Origin of the sequence: Microbacterium sp. NPDC060132, assembly GCF_042729675.1 — a bacterium.
GTDB lineage: Bacteria > Actinomycetota > Actinomycetes > Actinomycetales > Microbacteriaceae > Microbacterium > Microbacterium sufflavum.
Genome location: NZ_JBHWXU010000001.1, coordinates 2,907,137 through 2,922,124 on the forward strand (window position 1 = coordinate 2,907,137; position 14,988 = coordinate 2,922,124).

Consider the following 14,988-nt stretch of genomic DNA (forward strand, 5'->3'; position numbering starts at 1 on the left):
ACGGCGGGATGTGGGCCGCGCCCGGCTAGCATGGGTTCAGTGAGCAGCAAGCCCCGCGCGGTCCTCTGGGACATGGATGGAACACTCGTCGACACCGAGCCCTACTGGATGGCGGCCGAGACCGCGCTGGTCGAGTCGTTCGGAGGGACCTGGACGCACGAAGACGCCCTGCGGCTCGTCGGCAGCGGGCTCCTCGACAGCGCGATCATCCTGCAGGACGCGGGCGTCGACATGGAGCCGGAGGCGATCGTCTCGCACCTCACCGACGCCGTGCAGCAGGCGTTGCGCACGCAGGGGGTGCCGTTCCGCCCCGGGGCTCGCGAACTGCTGCGCGACCTGCGCGCCGCCGACATCCGCACGGGCCTGGTCACGATGTCGCTGCGCCGGATGGCCCTGGATGTGGTGGACCTGATCGACTTCGAGGCCTTCGACGTCGTCGTCGCCGGCGACGACGTGGACAATCCCAAGCCCCACCCTGAGCCGTACCTGCAGGCCGCTGCCCTGCTGGATGTCGACATCGCGGAGGTCGTGGTGATCGAGGACTCCCCGACGGGGCTGCGAGCGGGTCTCGCGTCGGGGGCGCTCACGCTGGGAGTGCCGCACATCGTGCCGCTCGACGGCCTCGGCGCCCACCAACTCTGGCCCACACTGCACCTCCGCGGTGCCGCGGACATCGCCGAGCTGTTCGGCGCGCACACGACCACGGAGGCGACCCGATGACGGCGACCCAGCGACCGAGCGGTCCGTTCCGCGAGGGCGACCGCGTTCAGCTCACCGGCCCGAAGGGGCGCCTGCACACGGTCACGCTGCGCGAGGACGGCGAGCTGCATACGCACCACGGCGTGCTGCGGCACCGCGACCTGATCGGGCTTCCTGACGGCTCCGTCGTGGCGAACAGCTCCGGGCACGAGTATCTGGCCCTGCGCCCCCTGCTGCGCGACTTCGCGATGTCGATGCCGCGCGGTGCGGCGATCGTCTACCCGAAGGATGCAGCGCAGATCGTGATGCAGGCGGACGTCTTCCCCGGGGCGACGGTGGTCGAGGCGGGCGTCGGCTCCGGCGCGCTGTCCCTGTCGCTGTTGCGCGCGATCGGACCCGCCGGGACCCTGATCTCGTTCGAGCGGCGCGAGGAGTTCGCCGACGTGGCCCGCAGCAATGTGGAGACGTTCTTCGGCGAGACCCCCGACACCTGGCGAGTGGTGGTGGGCGATCTCGTCGAGGCCCTGCCCGCCGAGGTCGAGGCCGGTTCCGTCGACCGGGTCGTCCTCGACATGCTCGCCCCGTGGGAGTGCATCGATGCGGTGGCCGACGCGCTCACACCGGGCGGCGTGGTGCTCTGCTACATCGCGACCGCGACCCAGCTCTCGAGGGTTGCGGAGTACATCCGCGGAACCGGTCTGTTCACCGATCCCGATGCGTCGGAGACGATGGTGCGCGGTTGGCACGTCGAGGGGCTCGCGGTGCGACCGGATCACCGGATGGTGGCGCACACCGGCTTCCTCCTCACGGCCCGCCGGCTCGCGCCCGGCGCGGTCGCGCCGTCGGTCAAGCGGCGCGCGTCGAAGAGCAGCTACAGCGACGCCGACGTCGAGCTGTGGACGCCGGGGGCCGTCGGCGACCGCGAGATCACGGACAAGAACCTCCGCAAGCGGGCTCGCGAGGCGGGAAAGGCAGCCGAAGGCGCGCGCCAGGCCGCCGCGTCGCGCGAATCCGGGCAGTCGACGGAATAGACTGGAGCGCGTGCGTAAAACGTCCGCCGTTCTGGCCACCCTCAGTCTCGCCGCCCTCGCTCTGACCGGGTGCAGCGTGACCGCGTCTTCCGCCGACGCCTCGTGCGATCGCACGGGCCACGCGAACGGCATCGGCGACGCCGTGACTGTCGACGGAGAGGTCGGCTCCACGCCCGACGTCGACATCTTCAGTCCCCTCCGCCTGACCGAGACGTCGTTCACCGACGCGGTGACCGGAGACGGCCGTCGCATCGTCGACGACGCGCAGCCGATCATCGTGCAGCTCTCGATCTACAGCGGCGAGACGGGTGAGAAGGTGTTCGCCACGTCCTACGACAGCGACAGCACGCGCGCGTCCAGCATCGAGTCGTGGGCCTCGCAGGCGCCCGGCCTTGCCGACGTCCTCGAGTGCGCGACCGCCGGAAGCCGCGTCGTGGCCGGGCTCACGCCCGACGACTTCGGTGCCGCGAATCTCAAGGGCTTCGGCATGGCGGAGGACGACGTCGCCGTCTTCGTGGTCGACGTCGTTGATGCGTTCCACCCGCGCGCCGAGGGCTCGCTGCAGTTCAACGACGCGCAGGGCATGCCGACCGTGGTCCGTGCTCCCGACGGCACTCCCGGCGTGATCATCCCGGACAGCGCCGCACCGAAGAAGCAGGTCGTCCAGACGCTCATCCTCGGTGACGGAGAGAAGGTCACGAAGGACGACTCTCCGCTCGTTCACTTTACGGCCGTGGGCTGGGACGACAAGAAGGTCATCCAGAGCTCCTGGGGCCAGCAGGCCGTCGACCAGATGGCGCAGATCGCACCCCCCGTGGCTGAGGCCCTCGTGGGGCACACGGTCGGCTCGCAGGTGCTCGTCGTGCTCCCGAAGACCGAGAACTCCGTCGCGATGGCCGTCGTGGTGGACATCCTCGGCATCGCCCCCTCAGCCGCTCCGTGATGGCCGCCCGGATCCCTGCCGAAGAGCGCCTGACGAACCTCGTCGTGGCGCTGATGGCGACGGAGATCGGGCTGACGAAGCAGCAGATCCTCGACAACGTCTCGGGGTATCGGCAGCGGGCGGACGCGGGTACGCGCTCCGATGCCCTGGAGAAGATGTTCGAGCGCGACAAGGACGAGCTCCGGTCGCTCGGCGTGCCGATCGAGACGATCGGCGATGCTGCCGACCCGAACGATCTCCGGGAGGCGCGGTACCGCATCCCCCAAGCGGAGTACGACCTGCCGAGCGACATCGAGTTCACCGCGGCGGAGCTCGCGGTGCTGCGCCTGGCGGGAAGCGTGTGGAGTGCGGAGTCGGTCTCGGGCGACGCCCAGTCGGGCGTGCGCAAGATCCGCGCTCTCGGTATCGACGGCGATGAGCCGATCATCGGCTTCGCTCCGCGCATCACCGCACGGGACGCGGCCTTCTCTCCGCTGCAGGACGCGATCGAGCGCAGCCGTGTGGTGTCGTTCGACTATCTGAAGCCCGGGGAGGATGCGCCGCGTCGTCGCCGCGTCCGGCCGTTGGCACTGGTGGACTATGAGGCGCGCTGGCACGTCTACGGGGTCGATGTGGATGTGGAGGAGGACCGCACCTTCCTGCTGAGCCGCATCGTGGGCGACGTGGCGGTGAGCGCGACGTCGTTCGACCCCGCCCTGCGCGAGGGAGCGGGGGAGCGCGCGCTGAGCGGACTCGAGCAGGTCGCGGCGGCGAACTCCGCGCTTCTGGAGGTGACTCCGGGCACCGAGGCCGCGCTGAGGCTCGGACGACGCGCGACCGCCGCCGCGCAGGGCATCCGCGTGCCATTCGTGGACCTGCACATCCTCGCCGACGAGCTGGCCTCGTACGGTCCCGAGGTACGGGTGGTCGAGCCTGCCCCGCTGCGTGACGCCGTGGTCGCCCGGTTGTCCGCTGTCGTGGATGCGCACACCGACACGGGGGCACGCGCATGAGCCCGCAGCAGAAGCCGCTCCTTGCCGCTGATCGCGTACGTCTGTACCTGACACTCGTTCCCTACCTGCTCGAGCACGGGCAGGTATCTCTCGCGGAGGCCGCGGAGGAGTTCGGCGTCACGCCGCGCGAGATGCGCGCGATGGTCGAGAAGCTCACCGTGATCGGATTGCCGGGCGAGGCCGGATTCTGGCAGCAGCCTCAGGAGATGTTCGACATCAACTGGGACCTGCTCGAGCTGGAGGACGTCATCGAGATCACGAACGACGTCGCGCTGCGCCGGGTTCCGCGGTTCACCGCCCGGGAGGCCGCCGCGCTCCTGGCCGGGCTGCAGATGGTGGCGGCCGTTCCGGCGGTCTCCGACTCGGGTCTCGTCGCCGGTCTGATCTCGAAGCTCTCCCGCGGTGCGGCCGATGCCCCCGCCGATGTCGTCGTGGCGCCGAGCGCCGTCGACGAGGTCCGTTCCGTGGTGTCGCGCGGGCTGCAGCAGGGCGTCGCCGTCTCGTTCACCTACCAGGCGCCTGACTCGACTCCGACCACGCGCACCGTCGATCCCGTCCAGATCCTGATCACGAACGGGCAGTGGTACCTGCAGGGATGGTGCCACATGCGCGAGGCGATGCGTACCTTCCACCTGGATCGGGTGAGCGAGCCGACGCTGACCGACATCCCCAGTACCCACGGCGGCGACCAGGTTCCCGAGGCGTTCGCCGGTCTGGAGGACGAAGGCGAGGTCACGGTGCGCGTGCCGGAGCGGCTCGCCCCGTTGCTCAGCGGGTTCCTGCCGGCGGAAGCGATGGAGCCCGCGAACGGCGTCGTGACGGCCCGTCTGCATCTGGCGGACCCGCGGGGCATCAAGCGCCTCGCGGCCAGGTTCGGCGGAGCGATGGAAGTCCGGGAGCCGGGAGTCGCTCGGTCGGCGACGCGCGAGTGGGCGGAGGCGGGACTCGCGCTGTACCACCAGCCCGATACGCAGGATTGATCTGTAGACTGGGGACGAAAGCCCCCCCGACGACGGGAATGTCGATATGTTCGCTGGAATGCAAGGCTGGCACCTGCTGATCGTGCTCGCCGTCATCCTCCTTCTCTTCGGCGCTGCCAAGCTGCCGGCGCTCGCGAAGAGCATGGGGCAGTCCGCCCGCGTGTTCAAGGGTGAGATGAAGGCGATGAAGGAAGAAGATGCGACGCACGCCGAGTCCGCCGTCGCTGAGCCCACCTCGGTGAAGGACACGGGCGCCGAACCTGAGACTCCGCCTCGCGCCTGACCGGCCGTGGCAGCCATCGAACCGACCGTGAAGGCGAAGGCCGACCGGGATCGGCGGATGTCGCTCGGCGCGCATCTCGTCGAGCTGCGGAAGCGTCTCATGTACGCTGCCCTCGCGCTGGTGGTCGGCATGGTGATCGCGTTCATCGTCGCGGACCCGGTCATCCACTTCATCACGGAGCCCATCCGGATCATCACCGAGAAACGCGGCGACGATTTCAGCGCGCTGAACTTCGGCACGGTGACCGCGGCCTTCGACATGCGCATGCGCATCGCCTTCTCGATCGGGCTGTTCCTGTCCGCGCCCATCTGGCTGTGGCAGGTCTGGGCGTTCATCATGCCGGGGCTCACGCGCAAGGAGATCAAGTACACGGTCGGCTTCGTGCTCGCCGCGGTTCCGCTCTTCTTCGCCGGCTGCTACCTCGGCGTCATGATCATGCCGCACGTGATCGAACTCATGTGGAGCTTCACCCCCGAGGGCGGGACGAACTTCTACTACGCGCAGGAGTACTACGACTTCGTCTTCAAGCTGATGATCGTGATCGGGGTGTCGTTCGTGCTCCCGGTGTTCCTGGTCGCGCTGAACCTGGCCGGCGTCATGTCGGGTCGCGCCATCCTCAAGGGTTGGCGAGTCGCGGTCCTCATCGCGACGATCTTCGCCGCCCTCGCGACTCCCGCCGCCGACGTCGTGAGCATGCTGATGCTCGCCGGGATCCTCATCGTGCTGTTCTTCGCCGCCGCGGGACTCTCTCTGCTCTTCGATCGGCGCAAACGGAAGAGGGATGCGGCCGCCGGCATCGTCCCTGACGCCGTATGAGTTCTCCGTCCGACCGTTACGCGCAGGCGCAGGACGCGGCGAGCCATCCGCAGACCGTCGCCTTCGCCGCGCGCCAGCGATTCCAGCTCGATCCGTTCCAGGTGGCCGGGTGTCACGCCCTGGAGAACGGGCGCAGCGTGCTGGTCGCGGCGCCGACCGGGGCGGGCAAGACGATCGTCGGTGAGTTCGCGATCCACCTCGCGATGCAGAGCCCGACGGACAAGGCGTTCTACACGACGCCGATGAAGGCCCTGTCGAACCAGAAGTTCCGCGAGCTCGTCGACGTCTACGGCCCCGACGAGGTCGGGTTGCTCACCGGCGACACGAACATCAACGGCAACGCCCGCATCGTCGTGATGACGACCGAGGTGCTGCGGAACATGATCTACGCGGACTCCGCCGCGCTCCGCGACCTGCGCTACGTCGTGATGGATGAGGTGCACTACCTGGCCGATCGGTTCCGCGGAGCCGTGTGGGAGGAAGTGATCATCCACCTGCCCCCGCGCGTGCGTCTGGTCTCCCTCAGCGCGACGGTGTCGAATGCGGAGGAGTTCGGCGACTGGCTCGACACGGTGCGGGGCGACACGGAGGTGATCGTGTCCGAGGTGCGGCCGGTGCCCCTGGAGCAGCACGTGCTCGTGCGCGACGACCTGCTTCCGCTGTTCGACGACAGGGCGGGTCTCGCGACGGCCCAGGTCAACCAGGAGCTCATGCGGATCCGCTCCTTCACGGGCTCGACGTACGAGGCGAATCGGCAGGCGCAGTCGTATCGCAGCAACCGTCACGCTGGACGGCAGGCGCAGCGCCCGCCTCGCGGCGGACGACGCCCGGTGCGCTCGGCCAACGCGCGTCGCATCGAGCGGATGGATCGCCCGGATGTGGTCGAGCTCCTGGAGCGGTCGAGTCTCCTGCCCGCCATCTTCTTCATCTTCAGCCGTGTCGGCTGCGATGCCGCCGTGCAGCAGGTCCGGCGCGCGGGCATCCGCCTCACCTCGAACGAGGAGCGGGCCGAGATCCGCGCCATCGTCGAGGAGCGCACGCGCACCCTGCAGGACGAGGATCTCGGTGTGCTCGGCTACTGGGAGTGGCTCGACAACCTCGAGCGCGGCGTGGCCGCCCATCACGCCGGTCTGCTTCCGGCGTTCAAGGAGGTCGTCGAGGAACTTTTCCAGCGCAAGCTCGTGAAGGTCGTGTTCGCGACCGAGACGCTCGCTCTCGGCATCAACATGCCGGCCCGGACCGTCGTGCTGGAGAAGATGGAGAAGTTCAACGGCGAGGCGCGTGTCGCGATCACGTCCGGCGAGTACACGCAGCTCACCGGGCGGGCGGGTCGCCGGGGGATCGACGTGGAGGGCCACGCGGTCGTGCAGTGGACCGAGGGCATGGATCCGCAGGCCGTGGCCGCCCTCGCCTCCCGACGCACGTATCCGTTGAACTCCAGCTTCCGGCCGACCTACAACATGGCCGTCAACCTGATCGACATGTTCGGGAAGGGCAGGGCGCGGCAGATCCTGGAGTCGTCGTTCGCGCAGTTCCAGGCCGATCGCGCCGTCGTCGGCCTGGCGCGCCAGGTGCGTGAGGCGGAGGAGTCTCTTGCCGGTTATCGCTCCGCCATGGCCTGCGAGCACGGCGACTTCCCCGAGTACGCCGCGATCCGCCGTGAGCTCAGCGACCTGGAGAAGAAGAACCGGCAGGACGCGAACGCGCCGCGCGCCGCACGGGACAAGCGGATGAAGCGCATCCAGTCGTTGCGCACGCAGATGCAGCGACATCCCTGCCACCGCTGTCCGGATCGCGAGGCGCACGCGCGGTGGGCCGAACGCTACTGGAAGCTCAAGAGGCAGACCGATCGCACGCGCCGCCAGATCGAGAACCGCACCGGGACCGTCGCGCGGGTGTTCGATCGCGTGGTGGAGGTGCTGGAGACACTCGACTACCTCCGCCGAGACGACGACGAGACCCTGCTGACGGAGGCCGGCCGCACCATGCGGCGGATCTACGGGGAGCGTGACCTCCTGGTCGCCGAGTCGCTGCGTCAGGACCTCTGGAAGAGCCTGGACGCTCCGTCTCTCGCCGCCATGGCCTGCTGCCTCGTGTACGAGCCGCGGCGGGACGAGTCGAACACGGGGGAGCGAGGTCTGCCCCGGGGGCCGTTCCGCGCCGCGTACGACCGGACGACAGCCCTCTGGGCCGAGCTGGACGACCTCGAGCGGGATCACCAGCTGCCCGGCAGCGAGCCCCTGGCCGCCGGCCTTGCGGGGGCGATGCACACCTGGGCGCGTGGGGGTGCGCTTGACCGCGTCCTGATCGACGCCGACATGGCCGCCGGAGACTTCGTCCGCTGGGCGAAGCAGACGATCGACCTGCTGGACCAGCTCTCGATCGTCGCCGAAGACCCCGCTCTCGCGCGCACCGCTCGGCTCGCCCTCGACGGCGTGCGGCGGGGCATCGTCGCCTACTCGTCGATGTGAGGGTGAGCGCCGTGACCGATCCGTCCGTCCCCGTCCGCCCGCGTGCCCTCCTGCCGCTGTGGGGCGCCGTGCTCGCTGCTGTCGGGGCGGCGGTGCTCATGGATCTCGCGTTCCCCGAGGCCACGGTCTGGATCCTCGCGTTCCCGGCCACCGGGCTCCTGCTGCTCGCGTTGATCGGGCGACGGGCGGGCGGCGCCCTGCTCGTCGGCCTCGTGTACGGCGTCGTCTTCTTCGGTCTGCTGGTGTCCTGGACCTCCCGCTACCTCGGGCCTTTGCCCTGGGCGGCGCTCAGCGTTGTCGAGGGTGCGCTGACCGCGGTCGCGCTCGTCCCCATCGCCCTGGCCTACCGCTGGCTTCCGCGGGCATTCCCCGGCACGGCTGGCCGCCTGCTCATCCTGCCGACGGTGGTCGCCGCACTGTGGGTCGGGCGGGAGCTCTTCCTGGGCTGGTGGCCCTACGGCGGATTCCCGTGGGCGCGCCTGGGCATGAGTCAGGCCGAGAGTCCGCTCGCTCCGGTCACCTCGTGGCTGGGGGTCAGCGGGCTGAGCTTCCTGATGGTGCTGCTGACGGCCATGGTGATCGAGCTGATCCGGACCGGGTCCTGGCGGCGTCCACTGCGGCTGGTCGTTCCCGCAGCAGTCGTGGTGGTGCTGGTGTTCACCCCGCTGTTCCCGACGGCAGCCACGGGGACGATGCGCATCGGAGCCGTGCAGGGGAACGGACCGACGGGCTACTTCGACTCGCGCGAACCGTTCTCCGTGATCCAGGCCCAGACCGAGGCGACTGCGCCCCTCTACGGCGAGGATCTCGATCTGCTCGTGTGGCCGGAGGGATCCCTCGACGCCGATCCCGCCGAGAGCTCGGCTCTCGCCCGCCGGATGACCCTGGTCGCCAATCGGGTGGATGCCCCGTTGCTCGCCAACGCGCCGACCGCGCGAGGCGACCGCTTCTACAACACGTCGATGCTGTGGACCCAGAGCGGTGAGGCGTCGCAGTCGCACGACAAGCGCCACCCCGTGCCGTTCGGTGAGTACGTTCCCGACCGCGCGTTCTTCAATGCGCTGGTCCCTGATCTGATCGGGCTCATCCAGCGCGAGTACACGCCGGGCACGAACGCTCCCATCGTCGAGGTCGACGGTGTGAAGGTGGGTCTCGCGATCTGCTTCGACGTGATCTACGACGACGTGATCCTCGAGGGCATCGGCGACGGCGCACAGGTGCTGGTGTTCCAGACCAACAACGCGGACTTCCGCGGTACCGACGAGAACCTCCAGCAGCTCGCGTTCGCGCGCATGCGGGCGATCGAGACGGGCCGGAGTGTGGTGAACATCTCCACGGTCGGCACGAGTCAGGTGATCCGCCACGATGGCCGGACCATCACCAGCCTGGACGCGGATGAGGCCGGAGCGATGCTCGAGGATGTCGAGCTGCGCTCCGGCCTCACGGCGGGTGTCGTCCTGGGCCCCTGGGTGCAGCAGGTGCTGCTGTGGGGTGGGGTGGGCGCGCTCGTGGTCGGGTGGTGGCGCGCCCGTCGGCGTTAGGCGCCGATCTTCTCCCTGGTGGGATCTTCTCCCGCGCCGCGGCGGGCACGGATGAAGGCGAGCCGCTCTTCGAGGAGCTCCTCGAGCTCGGCGCGGGTGCGGCGCTCCATCAGCATGTCCCAGTGCGTGCGGGCGGACTTCTCGTCGCTCGCCTCGATGGTGACGGACTGACCGTCGACCTGCAGTCGGGCCTCAGCACCGCAGGCGCGGCACTCCCAGGTCTGCGGGGGTTCGGCGTCGGCCGCGAACATCAGGGTGGTGTCGTGTCCGCACGTGTCACAGGTGTAGGTGGTCTCACGGCGCTCCATGAAAACGACGCCCTCTTCGCTCTGTAGGCTCTGGGCGCCGAGTCGGATGCCGCGCAGGCTGCGATCTGCCATTGTGTGGTCCTCTCGTCGCTGTCAGGTATAACGCTCGAGCCTGTGGGCTTCATCCACGTGACCGCGATCTCGGCGGTATTCACAGTGGAATCCCAGCGCCGGCGGGTAAAGAGCTCGCCCTACTCTGGAGCGAGGACCGAGACCGCGAGGTCGGCGCGGTCCGACACGATCCCGTCCACCCCCATCCGGTGGAGGCGACGCATCTCATCCGGGTCGTTGACCGTCCAGACGTGCACCTCGATCCCGGCCCGATGCGCCGCCCGCAGGAGCGCGGGGGTGAGGACGGTCAGGGCGCCACGACGCTCCGGTATCTGGAGCGCGTCGATGTCACGCAGGGCACGCGCGGGGGAGAGGCGGAGGGCCGACAGTGCGCGGGCCGAGGCGATCGTGCGGCGTCCGCCCGACGTGGCGGGGCGCTGCGCGGCCCCGGCGCGTCTCACTTCCTCGACCGTCGCTCGACGGCTCGCGTCGGAGAAGCTCGTGATCAGGACGCGCTCGGTGTGCGGGGCGAGGACGGGGCCGAGGAGTCCGGCCGCAGCCGGCGTCTTGACGTCGATGTTGAAGCGCACGTCGGGGAAGGACGAGAGCGCATCACCGACGGTGAGCAGCCCGCCGTGATCGGCGAAGAGTGCACGCAGCTCACGGGTGCGGACCTCGGTCACCGCGCGCGAGTCGTCAGCGAGGCGGCGCAGGTCGGGGTCGTGCACCAGGACGACGTCCCCGTCGGCGGTCACCTGGCAGTCGGTCTCGATGTACTCGACGCCGGCCGCGTGCGCGGCGGCGAAGGCCCCCGCCGTGTTCTCCCACACCCCGGATTCCTCGCCTGCGGCGGTCACCAGACCGCGATGCGCGAAGATCCGCGGGGAGCGGGCGTTCGAGAAGAACGGGTGCGTCACACGCGGGGTGCGGGGTCCGTGGGCCCCTGGCTCGGCTTCGGGGTGAAGGCGCTGCCGATGCCCTTCAGTGCCTCCGTCAGTTCGCTGGGCACGATCCACAGCTTGTTGGACGGGCCCTCGCTGATCTTCGGCAGCATCTGGAGGTACTGATACGCGAGGAGCTTGTCGTCGGGAGCGCCCTGATGGATCGCGCTGAAGACGTTCTGGATCGCCTCCGCCTCGCCCTGGGCACGGAGCACGGCCGCCTGCTTGTCGCCCTCCGCCCGCAGGATCTCCGCCTGCCGCAGACCCTCCGCCTCGAGGATGGCGGACTGCTTGGTGCCCTCCGCCGTGAGGATGGCGGCACGACGGTCCCGCTCGGCGCGCATCTGCTTCTCCATGGAGTCCTGGATCGAGACGGGCGGGTCGATGGCCTTCAGCTCGACGCGACCGACGCGGATGCCCCACTTGCCGGTGGCCTCGTCCAGCACCACGCGGAGCTGCCCGTTGATGTTGTCGCGGCTGGTCAGTGCCTCTTCGAGGTTGAGACCGCCGACGACGTTGCGCAGGGTGGTCGTGGTGAGCTGCTCGACGGCGCCGAGGTAGTTGGCGATCTCGTATGTCGCCGCGCGCGCGTCCGTCACTTGGAAATAGACGACGGTATCGATCGACACGACCAGGTTGTCCTCCGTGATCACCGGCTGGGGCGGGAAGGAGACGACCTGCTCGCGCATGTCGATCAGCGGGCGGAGGCGATCGATGAAGGGCACCAGGATGTTCAGCCCGGGGGAGAGGGTCTTGTGGTAGCGCCCGAGCCGCTCGACGACACCCGCGGTCGCCTGGGGGATGATGCGGATGGCCCTGGCGATGGTGACGATCACGAAGATGATGACCGCGATCACCAGGATCCAGATGATCACCGTGGGGATGAACGATGCGTCGTCCACGTGTTCTCCTAGTCGTTGAGGGGACGGACGATCGCCGTGGCGCCGTTGATGGCGGTGACGGCGATCGGAGCGCCCTGGGGGATGGGCACGGGGGAGGACGAGCGGGCCGTCCAGGTGTCGCCGTTGGCGAGCTTGGCTTGCCCGGACACCTGCGTGATGTCGCTCAGTGCGAAGCCGCGCAGATCGACCAGAGCATCCACGTTCGACCGGGCCGGGTCGGCGCCGCGATGCAGCCGCCGCAGCAGCGGAGGCCGGAGGAACAGGATGAAGAGGGCGGCAGCGATGCCGGCGATGATGATCTGGATCCACACCGGCACGCCGAGGAAGTCCGTGACGAGTCCGACCAGGCCGCCGAAGCTGAGCATGAGGAACGTGAAGTCCAGCGAGAGCATCTCGATCACGAGGAAGACGGCGATGAGGACCAGCCATCCGATCCACGCCCACTGGTCGATGAACACGACGAAAGTCGAGAAGTTGTCCATTCGGCCTCCTTTGTGGTCAACGTATCACGCGCTGCCCCGGCGATCGGGGTGCCCTCGCGACCGCTTGGTAATGTGAGAGAGCCGTGCGCTCACGGCGTTTCACGCATCATGAGGAGTCACCGTGACCGACGTTCTTCCCGCAGGATCCCTCGACGGCAAGGTCGCCCTCGTGACCGGCTCGTCCCGGGGGATCGGCGCCGACACCGTCCGCTACCTCGCCGAGGCGGGCGCCGACGTCGTGATCAACTTCCGCAACAAGGCTCCGCGCGCGGAGAAGCTCGCTGCAGAACTGCGCGAGCTCGGTCGGCGGGTCCTCGTCGTCGGCGCGGATCTGACTGACACGGCGTCGGTGGACGCCATGTTCGACGCGGTGCGCGCGGAGTTCGGCCGCCTCGACGTGCTCGTGCTCAACGCCTCCGGCGGTATGGAGTCCGGGATGGCGGAGGACTACGCCCTCACGCTGAACCGCGACGCGCAGCTGAACGTGCTGAACGCGGCCACCCCGTTGCTCGACGACGGCGCCCGTGTCGTCTTCGTGACGAGCCACCAGGCCCACTTCATCCGCACCACCCCGACGATGCCGGAGTACGAGCCGGTCGCCCTCTCCAAGCGCGCCGGTGAGGATGCGCTGCGCGAGCTCATCCCCGGTCTCGCCGAGAAGGGCGTCGGTTTCACCGTGGTCTCCGGCGACATGATCGAGGGCACCATCACGGCCACGCTCCTGGAGCGTGCGAACCCCGGGGCCATTGCGGAGCGCCGCGAGTCGGCCGGGCGCCTGTACAACGTGTCCGAGTTCGCGGCCGAGGTCGCGAAGGCGGTCATCGATCCGGTCCCCGAGGACAACACGCGGCTCGTCGGCGACGTGAGCGCCTTCACCGCCTCCTGATCCTCGGATACGACTCCGCCCCGGCCCGCTTGTGGCGGCACCGGGGCGGAGTCGTCTCGTGAGGTCAGACGGCGGGGGAGCCCTGCACGTCGGCGATCACGTTCTTCTCGTCCTTGCCCAGCGTGATGGCCCGGACGATCTGGACGATGCCGAGCACGATCAGCGAGATGCCGAGGAGCAGCCAGAACGCGAAGCCCGCGATGGCCGGCGAGAACAGCACGATGATTCCGGCGACGATGCTGAGGATCGCGTAGAGCACGGTCCAGACGCGGGACCCGTCGCTGCCGAGGAGCGAGAGGGCCACGACACCGTCGACGATCCAGCTCACGCCGATGAAGATGACCACGACCAGGGCGAGCGTCGCCGCCGCCACGTTGAGGTTGAAGAACGCGATGACTCCGGCCGCGATGTACAGCAGGCCGAGGACGATGTGGCCGACCCGTGCCCAGCCGCCCTTCGCCTGCGAGAAGATGCCGAGCCCGATGTAGACGATGCCGGCGACGACGAGGTACGACGCGAAGATCGCCGTGACGATGACGGCCGACTTGACCGGCCAGACGAGCAGGACGATGCCTGCGAGCAGGGCGAGGACGCCGGACACGGCGAGGGCGATGCGGATGGAGGAGAAGAACGACTTCGTCTCGTTGATTGCTTCAGACATGGTTGGGGACCCTTTCTGAGAAGATCCTGTGAGGATGCCCCCAGGGTAGCGCTCGGCAGGCGTTCGCGGGGGAGGACCGCCGGAACGCGTCGCACTCCGACACCACGCGACACCCCACGTCATGGCAGGATCGTCTCGTGACGGCGGTGGATGATGCCCGGCTGCGTGAGCTCGTCCTGATGCGCAAGGTGCGGGACCGGATCGATCGCGAATACGCCAGACCGCTCGATGTCGAGGCGTTGGCCCGCGGTGTGCACATGTCGGCGGGGCACCTGAGTCGTCGGTTCCGTGAGACATACGGCGAGTCGCCGTACGCGTACCTCATGACGCGCCGGATCGAACGTGCGATGGCGCTGCTGCGTCGCGGAGATCTCAGCGTGACCGAGGTCTGCTTCGCGGTGGGCTGCTCATCGCTCGGAACGTTCAGCACGCGGTTCTCGGAGCTGGTCGGTGTCCCACCCAGCGTGTACCGTGAACGCGCTGCCACCGTCGAGGGGATCCCGTCGTTCCAGGCGAAGCAGGTCATCCGACCGATCAGGAATCGAGAAGCGCCGCGTCCCGACGCGGACCTAACGTGAGCATCATGAACATCAGCATCCACTACGCGTTCCTCCCGCACACCGACGCCGAGGCGGCGCTCGGGTTCTACCGCGACGCCCTCGGCTTCGAGGTGCGCAACGATGTCGGCTACGACGGGCTGCGTTGGCTGACCGTCGGCCCGACGGACCAACCGGAGACCTCCCTCGTGCTGCATCCGCCGGCGACGGACCCGGGCATCACCGACACCGAGCGGCAGACCATCCTCGAGCTGATCGCGAAAGGAAGCTACGGCGCGCTCACCCTCGCGAGCGATGACCTCGACGCCGTGTTCGAGCGTCTCGTGGAGGCGGGGGCCGATGTCGTGCAGGAGCCGATGGATCAGCCGTACGGCGTGCGCGACTGCGCGTTCCGCGACCCGGCGGGCAACCTCCTCCGTATCAACCAGGCCGGCTGACGCCACC

17 protein-coding genes are annotated in these 14,988 nt (G+C 69.0%); 12 read left to right on the forward strand and 5 right to left on the reverse strand.

The genetic code is table 11. From position 1 onward, the window contains the following. Positions 1-39 precede the first annotated feature (39 nt). The 9 genes from ACFWCH_RS14060 to lnt all read left to right on the forward strand — a co-directional run bounded on the left by ACFWCH_RS14060 (position 40) and on the right by lnt (position 9,756). Complete coding sequence (locus tag ACFWCH_RS14060) at positions 40-720, forward strand: HAD family phosphatase (RefSeq protein WP_206251255.1); 681 nt, start codon at positions 40-42, stop codon at positions 718-720. Then, positions 717-1,730, forward strand: coding sequence for a tRNA (adenine-N1)-methyltransferase (locus ACFWCH_RS14065; RefSeq protein ID WP_136032350.1), 1,014 nt, complete (start codon positions 717-719; stop codon positions 1,728-1,730). The genes ACFWCH_RS14060 and ACFWCH_RS14065 overlap by 4 nt, the downstream gene beginning before the upstream one ends. A gap of 10 nt (positions 1,731-1,740) precedes the next feature. Next, positions 1,741-2,673, forward strand: coding sequence for a hypothetical protein (locus ACFWCH_RS14070; RefSeq protein WP_247638775.1), 933 nt, complete (start codon positions 1,741-1,743; stop codon positions 2,671-2,673). Continuing rightward, the gene (locus ACFWCH_RS14075) at positions 2,673-3,665 is read left to right on the forward strand and encodes a YafY family protein (protein ID WP_136037354.1); all 993 of its coding nucleotides are present in this window, start codon (positions 2,673-2,675) and stop codon (positions 3,663-3,665) included. Before ACFWCH_RS14070 ends, ACFWCH_RS14075 begins: the two co-directional genes overlap by 1 nt. Next, positions 3,662-4,645, forward strand: a complete 984-nt coding sequence (locus ACFWCH_RS14080; RefSeq protein WP_136032356.1) for a YafY family protein — start codon at positions 3,662-3,664, stop codon at positions 4,643-4,645. Before ACFWCH_RS14075 ends, ACFWCH_RS14080 begins: the two co-directional genes overlap by 4 nt. 46 nt (positions 4,646-4,691) lie before the next feature. Beyond that, positions 4,692-4,928, forward strand: a complete 237-nt coding sequence (tatA, locus tag ACFWCH_RS14085) for a Sec-independent protein translocase subunit TatA (RefSeq protein ID WP_378803682.1) — start codon at positions 4,692-4,694, stop codon at positions 4,926-4,928. A 57-nt stretch (positions 4,929-4,985) separates the two neighbouring features. Continuing rightward, positions 4,986-5,744 carry a twin-arginine translocase subunit TatC gene (gene tatC, locus ACFWCH_RS14090; protein WP_136032443.1) on the forward strand — a complete coding sequence of 253 codons (759 nt, stop codon included), beginning with the start codon at positions 4,986-4,988 and terminating at the stop codon, positions 5,742-5,744. Beyond that, positions 5,741-8,215, forward strand: a complete 2,475-nt coding sequence (locus tag ACFWCH_RS14095; RefSeq protein ID WP_247638776.1) for an RNA helicase — start codon at positions 5,741-5,743, stop codon at positions 8,213-8,215. The genes tatC and ACFWCH_RS14095 overlap by 4 nt, the downstream gene beginning before the upstream one ends. A 98-nt stretch (positions 8,216-8,313) precedes the next feature. Then, positions 8,314-9,756, forward strand: coding sequence for an apolipoprotein N-acyltransferase (lnt, locus tag ACFWCH_RS14100; protein ID WP_378803863.1), 1,443 nt, complete (start codon positions 8,314-8,316; stop codon positions 9,754-9,756). Here lnt and ACFWCH_RS14105 read toward each other — a convergent pair. From ACFWCH_RS14105 to ACFWCH_RS14120, 4 genes are all read right to left on the reverse strand, one after another. After that, positions 9,753-10,136, reverse strand: a complete 384-nt coding sequence (locus ACFWCH_RS14105; protein WP_136032364.1) for an RNA polymerase-binding protein RbpA — start codon at positions 10,134-10,136, stop codon at positions 9,753-9,755. The two genes, lnt and ACFWCH_RS14105, sit on opposite strands and share 4 nt — an antisense overlap. Before the next feature lie 119 nt (positions 10,137-10,255). Then, complete coding sequence (locus ACFWCH_RS14110; protein ID WP_378803683.1) at positions 10,256-11,032, reverse strand: glycerophosphodiester phosphodiesterase family protein; 777 nt, start codon at positions 11,030-11,032, stop codon at positions 10,256-10,258. After that, positions 11,029-11,958 (reverse strand): SPFH domain-containing protein, encoded by a 930-nt coding sequence (locus ACFWCH_RS14115; protein ID WP_247638778.1) that lies wholly within the window; start codon positions 11,956-11,958, stop codon positions 11,029-11,031. Before ACFWCH_RS14115 ends, ACFWCH_RS14110 begins: the two co-directional genes overlap by 4 nt. An 8-nt stretch (positions 11,959-11,966) precedes the next feature. Continuing rightward, positions 11,967-12,440 carry an NfeD family protein gene (locus tag ACFWCH_RS14120; protein WP_136032370.1) on the reverse strand — a complete coding sequence of 158 codons (474 nt, stop codon included), beginning with the start codon at positions 12,438-12,440 and terminating at the stop codon, positions 11,967-11,969. A 121-nt stretch (positions 12,441-12,561) separates the two neighbouring features. Between ACFWCH_RS14120 and ACFWCH_RS14125 the strand changes: the two genes are divergently transcribed. Next, entirely contained in the window at positions 12,562-13,326 is a 765-nt protein-coding gene (locus tag ACFWCH_RS14125) for an SDR family oxidoreductase (protein ID WP_136032372.1), read from the forward strand. Between the two features lie 64 nt (positions 13,327-13,390). Here ACFWCH_RS14125 and ACFWCH_RS14130 read toward each other — a convergent pair whose 3' ends face one another. After that, complete coding sequence (locus ACFWCH_RS14130) at positions 13,391-13,987, reverse strand: HdeD family acid-resistance protein (RefSeq protein ID WP_136032374.1); 597 nt, start codon at positions 13,985-13,987, stop codon at positions 13,391-13,393. 179 nt (positions 13,988-14,166) lie between these two features. Here ACFWCH_RS14130 and ACFWCH_RS14135 point away from each other — a divergent pair, with 179 nt between their 5' ends. Both ACFWCH_RS14135 and ACFWCH_RS14140 read left to right on the forward strand, forming a co-directional pair. Beyond that, on the forward strand, positions 14,167-14,565 hold the full coding sequence (locus ACFWCH_RS14135; protein ID WP_206253386.1) for a helix-turn-helix transcriptional regulator: 399 nt from the start codon (positions 14,167-14,169) through the stop codon (positions 14,563-14,565). A 5-nt stretch (positions 14,566-14,570) separates the two neighbouring features. After that, entirely contained in the window at positions 14,571-14,981 is a 411-nt protein-coding gene (locus ACFWCH_RS14140; protein WP_136032376.1) for a VOC family protein, read from the forward strand. The last annotated feature ends 7 nt before the right edge of the window (positions 14,982-14,988 follow it).